The 14,270-nt window shown below is 56.7% G+C and carries 13 protein-coding genes and 3 tRNA genes; 9 read left to right on the top strand and 7 right to left on the bottom strand.

Features of this window, described 5'->3' with window-relative positions; genetic code table 11:
- Positions 1–101 precede the first annotated feature (101 nt).
- The gene (gene gltA / locus RUESEDTHA_RS11905; protein WP_180887073.1) at positions 102–1,397 is read left to right on the top strand and encodes a citrate synthase; all 1,296 of its coding nucleotides are present in this window, start codon (positions 102–104) and stop codon (positions 1,395–1,397) included.
- 54 nt (positions 1,398–1,451) lie between these two features.
- Here gltA and RUESEDTHA_RS11900 read toward each other — a convergent pair whose 3' ends face one another.
- The gene (locus tag RUESEDTHA_RS11900) at positions 1,452–2,516 is read right to left on the bottom strand and encodes a PA0069 family radical SAM protein (RefSeq protein ID WP_180887072.1); all 1,065 of its coding nucleotides are present in this window, start codon (positions 2,514–2,516) and stop codon (positions 1,452–1,454) included.
- Positions 2,517–2,813: 297 nt separating this feature from the next.
- On the opposite strand from RUESEDTHA_RS11900, the gene RUESEDTHA_RS11895 reads away from it, so the two are divergent.
- From RUESEDTHA_RS11895 to RUESEDTHA_RS11885, 3 genes are all read left to right on the top strand, one after another.
- A complete protein-coding gene (locus RUESEDTHA_RS11895; protein ID WP_180887071.1) occupies positions 2,814–3,512 on the top strand; it encodes a B12-binding domain-containing protein in 699 nt (232 codons plus the stop codon).
- A 154-nt stretch (positions 3,513–3,666) separates the two neighbouring features.
- Positions 3,667–4,701 carry a Hint domain-containing protein gene (locus tag RUESEDTHA_RS11890; protein WP_180887070.1) on the top strand — a complete coding sequence of 345 codons (1,035 nt, stop codon included), beginning with the start codon at positions 3,667–3,669 and terminating at the stop codon, positions 4,699–4,701.
- 76 nt (positions 4,702–4,777) lie between these two features.
- Entirely contained in the window at positions 4,778–5,446 is a 669-nt protein-coding gene (locus RUESEDTHA_RS11885) for a DUF1638 domain-containing protein (protein WP_180887069.1), read from the top strand.
- 5 nt (positions 5,447–5,451) lie between these two features.
- Here the strand turns inward: RUESEDTHA_RS11885 and RUESEDTHA_RS11880 are convergent, their stop codons facing one another.
- The gene (locus RUESEDTHA_RS11880; RefSeq protein ID WP_180887068.1) at positions 5,452–5,862 is read right to left on the bottom strand and encodes a SufE family protein; all 411 of its coding nucleotides are present in this window, start codon (positions 5,860–5,862) and stop codon (positions 5,452–5,454) included.
- 136 nt (positions 5,863–5,998) lie between these two features.
- Here RUESEDTHA_RS11880 and RUESEDTHA_RS11875 point away from each other — a divergent pair, with 136 nt between their 5' ends.
- Entirely contained in the window at positions 5,999–6,526 is a 528-nt protein-coding gene (locus RUESEDTHA_RS11875; RefSeq protein ID WP_180887067.1) for a hypothetical protein, read from the top strand.
- 6 nt (positions 6,527–6,532) lie between these two features.
- Here the strand turns inward: RUESEDTHA_RS11875 and rnd are convergent, their stop codons facing one another.
- From rnd to purM, 3 genes are all read right to left on the bottom strand, one after another.
- Positions 6,533–7,690 (bottom strand): ribonuclease D, encoded by a 1,158-nt coding sequence (gene rnd, locus RUESEDTHA_RS11870; RefSeq protein WP_180887066.1) that lies wholly within the window; start codon positions 7,688–7,690, stop codon positions 6,533–6,535.
- A 116-nt stretch (positions 7,691–7,806) separates the two neighbouring features.
- Positions 7,807–8,403 carry a phosphoribosylglycinamide formyltransferase gene (gene purN / locus RUESEDTHA_RS11865; RefSeq protein WP_180887065.1) on the bottom strand — a complete coding sequence of 199 codons (597 nt, stop codon included), beginning with the start codon at positions 8,401–8,403 and terminating at the stop codon, positions 7,807–7,809.
- A complete protein-coding gene (gene purM, locus RUESEDTHA_RS11860) occupies positions 8,400–9,446 on the bottom strand; it encodes a phosphoribosylformylglycinamidine cyclo-ligase (protein ID WP_180887064.1) in 1,047 nt (348 codons plus the stop codon). Before purM ends, purN begins: the two co-directional genes overlap by 4 nt.
- Before the next feature lie 107 nt (positions 9,447–9,553).
- Here purM and RUESEDTHA_RS11855 point away from each other — a divergent pair.
- Positions 9,554–9,630 (top strand) — tRNA-Ile (locus tag RUESEDTHA_RS11855).
- A 340-nt stretch (positions 9,631–9,970) separates the two neighbouring features.
- On the opposite strand, the gene RUESEDTHA_RS11850 is transcribed toward RUESEDTHA_RS11855, so the two are convergent.
- Positions 9,971–11,290 (bottom strand): ATP-binding protein, encoded by a 1,320-nt coding sequence (locus tag RUESEDTHA_RS11850; RefSeq protein WP_180887063.1) that lies wholly within the window; start codon positions 11,288–11,290, stop codon positions 9,971–9,973.
- 44 nt (positions 11,291–11,334) lie between these two features.
- On the opposite strand from RUESEDTHA_RS11850, the gene RUESEDTHA_RS11845 reads away from it, so the two are divergent.
- The 3 genes from RUESEDTHA_RS11845 to RUESEDTHA_RS11835 all read left to right on the top strand — a co-directional run bounded on the left by RUESEDTHA_RS11845 (position 11,335) and on the right by RUESEDTHA_RS11835 (position 12,605).
- Positions 11,335–12,249 carry an MBL fold metallo-hydrolase gene (locus tag RUESEDTHA_RS11845; protein WP_180887062.1) on the top strand — a complete coding sequence of 305 codons (915 nt, stop codon included), beginning with the start codon at positions 11,335–11,337 and terminating at the stop codon, positions 12,247–12,249.
- 75 nt (positions 12,250–12,324) lie between these two features.
- Positions 12,325–12,399 (top strand) — tRNA-Asn (locus tag RUESEDTHA_RS11840).
- Between the two features lie 131 nt (positions 12,400–12,530).
- Positions 12,531–12,605, top strand: a tRNA-Asn gene (locus tag RUESEDTHA_RS11835).
- 20 nt (positions 12,606–12,625) lie between these two features.
- Here the strand turns inward: RUESEDTHA_RS11835 and RUESEDTHA_RS11830 are convergent.
- Positions 12,626–14,245: a long-chain-fatty-acid--CoA ligase gene (locus tag RUESEDTHA_RS11830; RefSeq protein WP_180887061.1), complete on the bottom strand. Its 1,620-nt coding sequence runs from the start codon at positions 14,243–14,245 to the stop codon at positions 12,626–12,628.
- Positions 14,246–14,270 lie beyond the last annotated feature (25 nt).

Raw genomic sequence — 14,270 nt, 5'->3', positions numbered from 1 at the left:
TAACGCTGCTCCGCTAACACCCGGACTGCGCGTCTGCGCGCATCCGTTGCCCGTAAGTTCGGACAGCGATCCGACTTGCGCATGAATGAGGAAGGGACACTATGACCGACAGCAATAAATCAGCCACTCTGACAGTCCATGGTGAAACGTACGAGTTGCCGGTTCATTCGCCGACCGCCGGTCCTGATGTGATCGACATCCGCAAGCTTTATGGACAGGCGGGTGTGTTCACGTATGACCCCGGTTTCACCTCAACCGCCAGCTGTGACAGCACCATCACCTATATTGACGGTGAAAAGGGTGAACTGCTGCACCGCGGCTATCCGATCGACCAGTTGGCTGGCAAATCTCACTTCCTCGAGGTGTGCTACCTGCTGCTGTACGGAGAGCTGCCGACAGCACCCGTTCTTGAAAAGTTTGAGACCACGATCACTCGCCACACCATGCTGCACGAGCAGATGCAGTATTTCTATCGTGGCTTCCGCCGTGACGCGCATCCGATGGCAATCATGGTTGGCGTGGTTGGTGCGATGTCGGCCTTTTATCACGACTCGACCGATATCTCGGACCCGCATCAGCGCGAGGTCGCCTCGCACCGACTGATCGCCAAGATGCCGACGATTGCGGCGTGGGCGTTCAAGTACCACACCGGTCAGCCCTTCGTGTATCCACGCAACGATCTGGATTATGCGTCGAACTTCCTGCGCATGTGTTTCAGCGTTCCGGCAGAAGAATATGAGGTCAACCCGATCCTCAGCCGCGCTATGGACCGGATTTTCACCCTGCACGCGGATCACGAACAGAACGCCTCAACCTCGACCGTGCGTCTGGCCTCGTCCTCGGGTGCGAACCCGTTCGCCTGTATCGCGGCTGGCATCGCATGTTTGTGGGGTCCGGCACATGGTGGCGCAAACCAGGCATGTCTGGAAATGCTGGAAGAGATCGGCAGCGTTGATCGTATTCCCGAGTTTATCGCCCGCGCAAAGGATAAGAACGACCCGTTCCGTTTGATGGGCTTTGGGCACCGGGTTTACAAGAACTTCGACCCCCGTGCCAAAGTGATGAAGCAGTCGGCGGACGAAGTGCTGGACCTGCTGGGTATCGAGGACAACCCGAAGCTACAGGTCGCCAAAGCGCTGGAAAAACAGGCTCTGGAAGATCCGTATTTCGCCGAGAAGAAACTGTTCCCGAACGTCGACTTCTATTCGGGCATCATCCTCGAGGCGATGGGCTTTCCAACGTCGATGTTCACCCTGATCTTTGCCTTGTCGCGCACCGTTGGCTGGGTCAGCCAGTGGAAAGAGATGATCGCAGATCCGCAGAACAAGATCGGCCGTCCGCGTCAGTTGTATTTGGGTGAAACCAACCGCGACTACGTGGATATCGAAAATCGCTGATTTGCCAGACTAAAACAAACCGCCCCGGGTCAGAACGCCGGGGCGGTTTTTGATTCAGAACAGGCAAAGTTGATCTCCGGCCTGCGCGGGTTTGGAAAACAAGTCACATCGCAAGGAAGGCGTTCGCGTCGCAAGACCCAGCCGTTTGACGGCCAAGGCAAACCTTTTGGCGATCACCCCTGCGTATTCACCCTCTCCGCGCATCCGGCGTCCCCAACGCGGATCATAATCCCGCCCACCGTGCATCTCGCGGAGTTTTGACATGATCTTTCCGGCGCGGGCCGGTTCGTGTTGCTTCAACCAGTCCTGCCACAAGCCCGATACTTCGCGCGGCAACCTCAGCATGATCCAGCTTGCGGCGTCTGCACCTGCATCTCGCCCGGCTTCCAACAGGGCTTCCAACTCGTGATCTGTTAGCCCCGGGATCAAGGGCGACGTCATGACGCGCACCGGCACCCCTGCCCCAGTCAACCTGCGAATAACGGACAGGCGACGCTGGGGTGATGGCGAGCGCGGCTCCATCCTGCGAGACAGGTCAGCGTCCAAGGTGGTCAATGAAATCCCGACCCTCACCAATCCGTCCTGCGCCATTTCCGACAGAATGTCCAAGTCCCGCTCAATCAAAGTGCCCTTGGTCACAATTCCAATGGGATGTCGAAACTCCTGTAGAACTGTCAGACAAGATCTGGTGATTGAAAGGTCACGCTCAATAGGTTGATATGGATCGGTGTTTGTCCCCAACGCAATTGGCGCGACCTTGTAACCACGCGCTGACAGTTCTTTTCTGAGTATTCCGGCTGCGTTGGGACGCGCAACCAAACGGGTTTCAAAATCCAATCCCGGCGATAGGCCCAAATAAGCGTGGCTGGGACGCGCAAAGCAATAGACACACCCATGCTCACATCCCCGATAGGGATTAATGGAACGGTCAAAAGGCAAGTCGGGCGATCGGTTATAGGTTATCGCGCTGCGCGCAACCTCTTGGCGGACCTCGGTCCGAAGAACAGGAAGATCGTCCTCCGCATCCCACCCATCGTCAAAAGATTCGGTCTCATACCTCTCAAACCGCCCTGCGGAATTTGACAGAGACCCCCGGGCTTTGATGTTGTGCGAAACCATAATGTTTCCCTTTTGTTCTTATCAATGAATACGCCCGTTCTGCGTCTGCGGCAAGCATTTCGGAAGTTTCGTTGGGAATTGAGCATCCTGACAAAGACCCGCGTACCGCAGCCTTTTCTGAACGAAATGCAGGATGTTCATGCAGAAAATGACGTCGAGTTGATCAATAATTTGCCGTATAGGTCGGTCCCGGAACCGCCAAGGTCGCAATCGTCACAGTCGAACTGCGACGAAATGGCCAAAACGGAAAAAATGCCACCACGGGCGCAATGCCCGAACAGCTCAGGGAAACGCCCCATGTCCGATGAAGAAGACATCGTCCTGTCCGAACTAAATGACGACGAACTGGTCGAACAGATGTTCGACGATCTTTATGACGGCCTGAAAGAAGAAATCGAAGAAGGTGTGAACATCCTGCTGGAACGCGGATGGACGCCCTATGACATCCTGACCAAGGCCCTGGTCGGTGGCATGACCATTGTTGGCCATGACTTCCGCGACGGCATCCTGTTCGTGCCAGAGGTTCTGCTGGCCGCAAATGCCATGAAGGGCGGGATGGCCATCCTGAAACCGCTGCTGGCCGAAACCGGTGCACCGCGCGTTGGTAAGATGGTGATCGGCACCGTGAAAGGCGACATCCATGACATCGGCAAGAACCTTGTTTCGATGATGATGGAAGGCGCTGGTTTCGATGTTGTGGATATCGGCATCAACAACCCGGTCGAAAACTACCTCGAAGCGCTGGAAACCGAGAAACCCGACATTCTGGGCATGTCCGCCCTGCTGACCACGACCATGCCCTACATGAAGGTTGTGATCGACACTATGGTCGAACAAGGCCTCCGCGAAGAGTATATTGTACTGGTGGGCGGCGCACCGCTGAACGAAGAGTTCGGCAAAGCAATTGGGGCCGATGGCTACTGCCGCGATGCGGCTGTGGCCGTGGAAATGGCCAAGGACTTCGTTTCTCGCAAGCACAATCAGCTTGCCGGTTGACAATAGTGACACAGATTTGAACGAAGGCCGCCCAATCTGGGCGGTCTTTTTGTTGGACGTCTTGAAAAAAGCTTCATTATTTTAGAGTTTGATTTCGTGATGCCGAGCATTGCGATTTAAGCTCGATAAGTGACCAGTATTTGCGAGGTAGTTTATGCCTACGACATTCAATGTGCTTTTCCTCGGAACGCTTCCGATCATCGACCCGACCGAGGGTAACAACACTGCCGAAAACGCAGGCGCACTTGTGGGTCAGACCTTTGGTGGCCCAGGCGACCCCCTGCTCGAAGAAGCCGCTGTCTGGAGCCCGGTGGGAAATCCCGGCGGCACCTATGAAAACGACGCGAATGTCGACACCGACTCTTTCTCGATTGATGGCAACACAGCCCAATTCGACGCGGCGGTCGCGTATAACGCTACCATTACCTATGTCGACGGAACCACGGCGAACATAACTGCCGTGGTGGCGCAGGATGATGCTGGAAATACCTATCTGGTGCCGGAGTTTTCGGCCAACGCAGATCAGGCCGCGCTTGAGGATCAGGGCATCCGCTCCGTAACCTTCGACAGTATTAACACCGATACAGCCAGCGGTCTGAACTCGGACCGTCAGGAATGGGACATTGCCACGTGCTTTACCACTGGCACGCTGATTGAAACAGAAAGCGGGGCCGTCGCGGTTGAAGACCTTCGGATCGGCGACAGGATTAAAACACTGGATCACGGATTGCAGACGTTGCGCTGGGTCGGTCGCCGAACCGTTCGCGCCACCGGTGCATTCGCGCCCGTTCTTTTCAAGGCCGGAGCATTTGGAAACAGCAGGGATTTGCTGGTGTCCCAACAGCACAGAATGCTGATCGACACCTGGCAGGTTGAATTGAACACCGGATTTTCCGAGGCGCTGGCGCCCGCAACCCAATTGGTGAACGGCAATGACATCGTGATGCAAGCAGGCGGCCTTATTACCTACTATCACCTGATGTTTGATCAACACGAACTGGTCTGGGCCGAGGGGTGTTTGACCGAAAGCTTTCATCCGGGCATCCAAGCCTGGAATAGTTTGACCGACGCGACACGGACCGAGATTCTGAACCTGTTCCCGACACTGGCAGATCAAGGAATTACCGCATACGGTCCCCCTGCCCGTCCGTCGCTGCAGCACTTCGAAACGCAAGCGTCGGTCGCCTAGCGCGGGATGTCGTAAGCAGGCTTGTCTTCACCCCGGTTTCGGCCTTTGATGTCGCAATCGTAGTCGGAACAAAGCCATGCAACGCAACAGCCCTCCAGATGACGAAAGCCTGACGTCTCAAGGCTATAGTGAAACCGGGCGCTCGGGCAGTATTCTGTTGCTGGCCTGTGGCGCGCTGGCGCGTGAAATTCTTGACCTAAAAAATCGCAACGGATGGGATCACATGTCGCTGACCTGCCTGCCTGCGATATTGCATGTTCACCCGGAACGGATCACGCAAGCTGTTGAAGAGGCCGTCGCCAAGCATCGCGACGAATATGACCAGATCTTTGTTGTCTATGCCGATTGCGGCACCGGGGGGCTGCTCCAAAAAGCCTGTGCTGACATGGGAATTGAGATGGTTCAGGGCCCGCACTGCTATTCGTTTTTTGAAGGCAATCAGGCCTTCGACGCGCGCGGCGAAGACGAGACCACAGCGTTTTATCTGACGGACTTTCTGGCCCGCCAATTCGATGCCTTTGTCTGGAAACCGCTGGGCTTGGATCGTCACCCCGAACTCAGGGACATGTATTTCGGGAATTACACGAAACTGGTCTATCAGGCGCAAACGGACGATCCGGATCTGACAGAACGCGCCCGCGACTGCGCCGACCGGATGGGGCTGGCGTTCGAGCGCCGCTTTACCGGGTACGGCGATCTTGAAACCACGCTTTCCGATTGGGCCACTCGCAGGCCCAATAACTAACGAGATCAGGCGTTTTCCTGAGCCACTTCCCGAATGCGCTGGATCATCGCCCGCAGGCCATTTGAACGCTGGGCGGACAGGTGATCATTCAGGCCCAGCCGCGCCAATTCTCCGCCCGCATCGACCTTTGGCACATCTGCAACCGGCAAGCCGTTATAAAGCGACCGCAGCACAGCGATCAGGCCCCGCACGATCAACGCATCGCTGTCGCCATCAAAGCGAAACACACCGCCTTCAATAATGGGTTGCAGCCACACCTGGCTGGCACAGCCGTTCACCTTGGTCGCAGGTACCTTGAGCGCATCGTCCAACGGCTCCATTGCTTTGCCCTGTTCAATGACGTGGCGGTACCGGTCTTCCCAGTCCTCCAAAAACTCGAAATCCTCAACGATTTCTTCAAAGGCTGGCGTTGCCATCTTGCGGCGATCCTTTTGTTGCGACCATACAGGAGAACTATGCCGCGCACCCGCATCTGTCCAGCCCTGCCATGGGTTTTCAAAGCCTGCAAATTACGATAACCCATTGCGGAATTTAATGCTCTGAGCTGGGTCTATGCAAAAATCACTGTCACTCCTTATGGTCGCCGCACTGACCCTGTCTGCCTGCAACAGTTGGAGCGACTCGCGGGCCAACCCGTCCAACTGGTTCGGGTCCAGCACGTCGACCCCGCCACCCGCCGAGGCGGCCTATGACCCCGACGTACTGGTGCCGCCAGAACGCGAAGGGTCCGGCCTGTTTTCAAGACCTGATCCCGTGGACAACAGCGTGCCGATCGCCAAGGTTGATGAGCTGCGGATTAACCCCACGCCCTCGGGTGCCATCATTTATGTAAGGGGTACCGCTGCGCGCCAAGGCGCTTATGGGGCCCAACTTGTCCGGGTTGAAAACGCAGAGAACCAAAAGAACGGGGTTTTGGAGTTCACGTTCCGGGTCAGCTACCCCAGCTATGCCACCAATCAGGGGACAGAACGGTCACGAGCGGTGTCCGATGCGGTTAATGTCAGCCTTGATGATCTGAATAATACCCGACTGGTTCGGGTCGTCGGTCAGCAGAACGCGTTGGAATCCCGGCGCCGGTAACTGCCGCTAGAGCGTGACGACCTTCACCGTTTGCCCCTTGGCAGCCAAAGCGATCTTACCTTCACACAGTTTGAGGGCGTCCTCGCCGAACACCTCGAACCGCCAGCCTGACATGGCGGGAACGTCACGCTCGCCCGCAGCAATCTGATCCAACTCGGAACTGGTTGCGATCAGCTTTGCCGCAACGCCCGCGCTTTCGGTTTTCGACTTCAGCAACACGCGCAAAAGATCCGCCAGCGCGGGATTGACCTTAAGCTTGTCTCGGCTGTTGTCCACGCGCGGCATTTGTTCGGGCGGGCAACTGACCCCTTCTTTGACAGCGTTCAAAATCCCTTCGGCAATAGCCCCTTTGCGGGCTTCACGCAGCAACAACCGAGAGCCACCCAGGTCCGACGGCGATTTCGGCTTGGTAGATGCAAGTTCGATCAGTGCATCATCCTTGAACACACGGCTGCGCGGTACATTGTTTTCCTGCGCATAAGCCTCGCGGAACCGGGCCAGTTCGCGCACGACAGCCAGAAACTTGGCGGAATTCGTCCGCGTCTTTACCCGCTTCCAGGCGTCTTCTGGGCGAATATCGTATGTGTCAGGCAGGGTCAGCGTCCGCAACTCTTCGGCGACCCAATGGCTACGCTGGGATTTCTCCAACTCAGCGGCCAAATGTTCATAGATTTGCCGCAGGTGCGTTACATCAGCCAGAGCATAGGTTTTTTGCGCTTCGGACAAGGGCCGCCGGGACCAGTCGGTGAAGCGGGAGGTCTTGTCCAAACCTTGTTTGCAGATCTTGCGCACCAGCGTTTCATATCCGACCTGTTCACCAAAACCGCAAACCATCGCCGCCACTTGCGTGTCAAACAACGGCTTGGGGAACACGCCAGCCTCTACCCAGAAAATCTCAAGATCCTGCCGAGCCGCATGGAAGACTTTGACAACACTTTCGTTGGCAAAAAGCTCGTACAACGGGTCCAACGACAGTCCGTCCGACAAGGGATCAACAAGAACAGCACTGCCCTCGTCCGAGGAAGGAACCGCAAGTTGCAGCAGACAGAGTTTGGAATAGTAGGTGCGTTCCCGCAGAAACTCGGTGTCCACAGTGACATAGTCATGATCCGCAGCTGCCGTGCAGAACTCGGCCAACTCTTGCGTCGTTGTAAGGGTTTTCATTCGTGGTGCTATTCTTGCTTTTGTTCTTTGTGACTGCCCGTCAGTTTTTTGACATACCGAGCCGTAGTGCAGAACATAGGCCGAATGACACGCAAGTGTAAATCACCCTGAAATGTTCAAGGCAGCAACACCGGAGTGCGATCCGCGCCTGCATAACGTCTAAGCACCGCCGGGTAGAGTTTGTGCTCTAATACCAGCACACGTGTAGCCAATGCTTCGGGTGTCTCATCTGGTTCAATGTTCAAACGGGCCTGACCCAGGATTGGACCGTCATCCAATGCGGCCGTAACCTCATGCACCGAGCAGCCATGTTCAGCATCGCCTGCTTCGATTGCCCGGGCGTGGGTATTCAAACCCTTGTATTTTGGCAACAGTGACGGGTGGATATTCAACATCCGCCCCTGAAATCGCGACACGAAATCCGCCGTCAATACCCGCATGAAACCAGCAAGGCACACGATGTCGGGTTGGGCTTGCACCAAGGGCTTCAGCAACTCGGCCTCGAACGCGGCGCGGTCCCCCTTGAACGGTCGGTGATCAACCGCAGCCGTGGCGATGCCGCGGTCGGTGGCTTTCACCAAGCCGCCCGCCTGCGGGTCGTTGGACAGCACCAGACACGGTCGCGCGGGGTGATCGCCGGTCATGCTGTCGACCAGCGACACCATGTTGGAACCGCCACCCGAAATTAAGATCGCGACGCGCTTGTGGCTCACAGCAGTTGGCCCGAATAAGATACGCCGGGCACGTCTGTGACGCTGCCGATCCGGGAAACAGTCTCACCCGCCTCGGCCAACAAAGTGGTCAGTTCATCCGCGCGCGCAGCGTCGCAGACGACGATCATGCCGATTCCGCAGTTGAAGGTCTTTAGCATTTCAGCCTCGGCAATCCCGCCAACGTCAGCCATCCAGCGGAAAACGGGCGGCAGGTCCCACGCATTCAGGTCAATCTGCGCACCCAACTCATCAGGCAGTACACGCGGCAGGTTTTCAGTCAGGCCGCCACCGGTGATATGCGCCAGCGCGTGAACGCCCCCTACCCGGATCGCTTGCAGCGCCTGTTTGACATACAAACGCGTCGGCGTCAGCAGCGCCTCGCCCAACGAACCTGCGCTAAACGGCGAGGCGGCATCCCAGTCCAGCCCCGAGAGTTCAACCAGTTTGCGCACCAACGAATAGCCGTTTGAATGCACCCCGTTTGACGCCAACCCTAGCAGCACATCGCCCTGCTGCACGTCTGCGGGCAGATGCGCGCCGCGCTCCATCGCGCCGACCGAGAAACCGGCCAGGTCGAAATCTCCTTCGGGGTACATGCCAGGCATTTCAGCGGTCTCACCCCCGATCAGGGCGCATCCAGACTGTACACAGCCTTCAGCGATGCCTTCGATGATCCGCGCGGCGGTATCTGTGTCCAGCTTGCCGGTGGCGAAATAATCGAGGAAGAACAGCGGCTCGGCGCCCTGACAGATCAGGTCGTTGACGCACATAGCCACCAGGTCAATGCCCACCCCGTCAACTACGCCGGTATCAATGGCGATGCGCAGCTTGGTGCCCACACCATCGGTCGCGCCCACCAGAATCGGGTCGCTATAGCCTGCGTCCTTGAGGTCGAACAGCGCGCCAAATCCGCCCAGACCGCTCATCACGCCCGAGCGGTTCGTCCGCTTGGCCGCAGGCTTGATCCGGTCGACCAGAGCGTTCCCCGCATCAATGTCAACGCCTGCATCAGCATAGGTGATTCCGTTCTTGCCCGCTGTCATGGCCAACCCCTTTTGAATGGTTCACGCGCGGGTTAGTCGATTGTTGGACATGTTGCAACGGTCAGGCTTGACGCGGCTGTTCACCGTGGTACGCAAGGCGCTTAGGCGGGCCTGTAGCTCAATTGGTTAGAGCAGAGCGCTCATAACGCTTTGGTTGGGGGTTCAAGTCCCTCCGGGCCTACCAAAACACCGCTTCAACGCCATCCCATGAACTGACAGACGGCGTAGAATTCGTCACAGGGTTCAAACCACCCGAAATAAAGCACCGCCGCAATTGCAACACCGACAACAATAAACAACCAATTCAAAACCTTAACCTCACCATTTACCAAGGCGTGCTAAACAAGAGTTTCAATCAGTGCGATGACCCCCTCGCAGAACACGCGCGAACGAGACCCTGACCTCAATTCCCGACAGGCGGCCTACAAAAGCACAAGCGCTGTCTTTCCTTCCTTCAGGCTCATCATAACACATTTAAGTAATTGTAAGAAAACCTACGTCCAGAGCATCTAAGCCGCCCCGAGTCATCGACCGATGATTATGTCCGCGCATAGCCCACCCAGCCTTTCGCTTTTGCCCAAACGTAACACCCCACCATGCGCGCGCGCGATGTCCGAGACGATCGCAAGGCCAAGACCAACACCGCTGCCCTGATTCTGATTCCGCGCAGGATCAAGGCGAGAAAACGGTTTGACTGCCTCGGTTCGCTGGTCCTGTGGAATACCGGGGCCGTCATCCTCAACCCGAAAACGGATCGTCTTGGGCGTCATCGACAGGCTGACTTCGGCCTTGTTACCGTATCGAACAGCGTTTCCGATCAAGTTCTCAACGGCCCGGCGAATGGCCGTGGGACGCAGCAAGGCCGTACCCTCGCCCTCGACCGAGACCAGGCTGGCTTCGTGACCCGCGCGGCGTGCATCCTCGACAATCTGCCTCAGCAAAACCTCGGGCTGAACGGTTTCCGGCGGGCCCTCTGCGGCTCCGCGAGAAAAATCCAGAAATGCGTCCAACAGCAACTGCATTTCATCCACATCCTGTTGCAGCGGCGCGGCCTCATCCTCGGGCAGCATGGACAGGCCCAGTTTCAGCCGCGTCAACGGGGTTCTGAGATCGTGGCTGACCCCCGACAGCATCAGTGTGCGCTGCTCCATCTGGCGCTCAATGCGCGCGCGCATGTCCAGAAACGCACTGCCTGCTGCGCGGACTTCAATTGCCCCTCCGGGTGAATAAGGGACAACCCTGCCCCGGCCAAATGCCTGCGCTGCATTTGCCAGTCGAGTGATCGGCCGCAGTTGGTTGCGCATGTACAAAAAGGAAATCGAAGTCATGATCACCGCGAAGAAAACCATGGTTACGATCAACTGGTGCGGCGCGGTTGGGGACAGGCGGCGGCGGTCCAGTGTCAGTTCAAGCAACCCTAGATGGGTCCGCATGTACAGCCGCGCCTGATCGCCCGTTGGCAGAGCGACAGCAACAAGATCCAGCAATTGTTCGTGCAGATCGGCTTCAACTTGTGGCGCGATGAAGTCATACCATCTGCGATATCCAATATCGGGCCCTTCATTGATCCCCAAAAATCGGGCCTTCATTTCCAATGAGGCGATGTCCTGTCGAATCGCGGCAATGGCCTGATGCTGCGTTTCGGCGTCCGCCATCGTGTCTGTAATCAGGTCGACCTCACGCGCAGCCGCGCTGGTCATTTGCGCGGTCACATCCTCAAGGTGTTTTTGAATGAACGCGACGCCGACCACCAACAGTAGAACGATCACCGGAAGAACCAGGATCAGAACCGCACGCGCATAGAGACTGCGCGGCATATAGGATTTGAGCCACCGACTGGACATGCGCTAAACCTAACGGGCTGATCCGACAAGAGAAAGAGTACAGAATGCAGGCTCCCGACGATTTCAACCCGCGTCCCGGTATGGCTGTCGAGTTACAGACGGGCCTAAGGCGCATTCTGGCCCCCAATCCATCGCCAATGACCTATCGGGGCACCAACACATATCTATTGGGTGAAAAGGACTGCGCCGTCATTGACCCCGGCCCACTGAATGAGGGTCATCTTCAGGCGATTCTGGATGCTTTGCAGCCCGGCCAGCGGATCAGCCATATTATTGTAACGCACACGCATCTTGATCACTCGCCCCTTGCCGCATCATTGGCCGCCCGCACAGGTGCCTCGATTTTGGCATTTGGCGGCCCCGAATCTGGCCGCAGCGCAGTTATGTCCGAATTGGCGGAACAGGGCCTTGCAGGCGGCGGCGAAGGCATCGACACCGATTTCCGTCCGGATATCGAGGTTTCTGACGGCGAAGTTATCCAAGGCGATGGCTGGCAACTCGACGTCATTCACACCCCCGGTCATCTGGGCAACCATATCGCGCTGGGTTGGTCGGATGTCTGTTTTACCGCAGATCACGTCATGGGTTGGGCCAGTTCTCTTGTGTCACCACCAGATGGTGATCTGACTGATTTCATGAACGCCTGCTATCGCCTGCGCGAACGGGGCTGGAGCAGTTTTCATGCCGGTCACGGAGCACCGATTCAGAATCCAGCCCAGCGTCTGGACTGGCTGATCAATCACCGACTTGGGCGCGAAGCCCAGATTCTGACCGCGCTGGAGGAAAAGCCCGGCACCGCACGCGACCTGGCCGAGAGAATTTACACAGAGACACCCGCGGCCCTCCTACCCGCCGCCGAGCGCAATGTTTTTGCACATCTTGTCGATTTATGCGGAAAATCAAAGGCTTCACCAAAAGGCCAGCTTTCCGTGAATGCGTGTTTTGAAAGGTTGGGCTAACCAAAGAACTTTTTTCAGCTCTTATGACGATCTTGTCTTGTCGGCCAAAAACGAGGTTGCTATACGGCCCTCAGTTCCGGCGTAGCTCAGCGGTAGAGCAGTTGACTGTTAATCAATTGGTCGTAGGTTCGATCCCTACCGCCGGAGCCAAATTCCCCCTCAGATTTCAGAAGAATGGTTCGGCGAATTTCCCGGCGCCGTGGACAGTCAACCTTCGTCAAAAAAACTTCGCGCACCCCTCTGGACGCCGCAGAGTCGTATTGATATACGGCGCGGACCGTTCCGGCGTAGCTCAGCGGTAGAGCAGTTGACTGTTAATCAATTGGTCGTAGGTTCGATCCCTACCGCCGGAGCCATTTCCCCTTATTTCAAAGACTTAGCCCGTAAGTGCATCTGAAAAGTCTGCACGAAGGTTGCGCTTTAGCACTTTGCCCGTAGCGTTCAGTGGCAGTGCGTCCACAAAGACAACCTTGTCAGGAATCTGCCATTTGGCGATTTTGCCGTCGAAGTATGACAGCAGTTCGTCCTCCGACGGGTCCTGCCCCTCGGCCTTAACCGCAACCAATAAAGGACGCTCATCCCACTTGGGGTGCGGAACTCCGATCACAGCGGCCGTCGCAAGCTTGGGATGGGCAACGGCGATATTCTCCAACTCAACCGAACTGATCCATTCGCCGCCGGATTTGATGATATCCTTGGATCGGTCACGGATGGTCATGTACCCGTCGGCATCCAAAGTCGCCACATCACCAGTGGCGAACCAGCCATCCTGCAACAGGTTCTGATCCTGCAGTTCAAAATAGCTGTCCAGCACCCAATACCCGCGAACCAGCAAATCACCCTGAGTTTCACCATCACGGGGCAGCTCATTGCCGTCATCGTCAACGATTTTCAGTTCGACGCCATAGCACGGCCGGCCCTGACTCTCGCGCAGCTTGTGCTGCTGTTCAATCGGCAGATCAGCGTGTTTCGCCATGGGTTGATTCGCCGTACCCAACGGGCTCATCTCGCTCATGCCCCAGGCGTGAACTGTGTCTACTCCATAGGTGTCACGGAATGTTTCGATCATCGAGGGTGGGCAGGCCGCGCCGCCGATAACCGTTCGCTCCAGACTGGTCAGTTTACTGCCCGACTTTCCAGCGTGGGCCAACAAACCCTGCCAGATCGTCGGAACACCCATCGCCAGAGTAACGCCATAGGTGTCAATCAGGTTCACCAACGCCTCACCATGCAGATCCGGTCCGGGCAGAACCATGCGTGAGCCTGACATCGCGCAGGCATAAGGCGACCCCCACGCATTCACATGGAACATCGGTACTACCGGCATCACAACGTCCACAGCGGAGTACCCTATGACATCTCGCGTATTCGACCCAAAACTGTGCAGCACGGTTGAACGATGGGAATACAAAACGCCCTTTGGATTTCCCGTTGTTCCGGATGTGTAACACAGGCTAGAAGCTGTGTTTTCGTCAAAGCTGGGCCATTGGAACTGTTCATCACCCGTTTCGATCAGTTCATCATAGAACTGAACACCGGGAACCTGCGCGATCGCGTCATCGTTCCTTGGCCCCATCAGCACGAAATGCTGAACTTCGGTCAGATGCTCTTTGATCGCCGCAACCAGCGGAATAAAGGTTGCGTCAAAGAACAGAACCCGATCTTTCGCGTGGTTAATGATATAGGTGAGTTGCTCGGGGAACAGTCTGGGGTTGATCGTGTGACACACAAAGCCAGCACCAGAAGTTCCATAATATATTTCCAGGTGCCGCCGATTATTCCACGCCAGTGTCCCGATGCGCGCTTGCGGCTCGAGGTCCAGTTTGGTCAAGGCTGACGCCAGCTTTCGCGCATTCACCGCCACTTGTGACCAAGTACTTTCGGTCACGGACCCGTCGGTCTCAACCGAGATGATCTCGGTCTGACCGTGATAGCGATCCGCGTGTTCAATCAGTGACGAAATCAGCAGCGGCTGCGTCATCATTTGTCCCAGCATGGACATCCTCCCTGTAGTTGCACCA

Origin of the sequence: Ruegeria sp. THAF57, assembly GCF_903914075.1 — a bacterium.
GTDB lineage: Bacteria > Pseudomonadota > Alphaproteobacteria > Rhodobacterales > Rhodobacteraceae > Ruegeria.
This window is presented reverse-complemented; position numbering and strand designations above follow the sequence as displayed.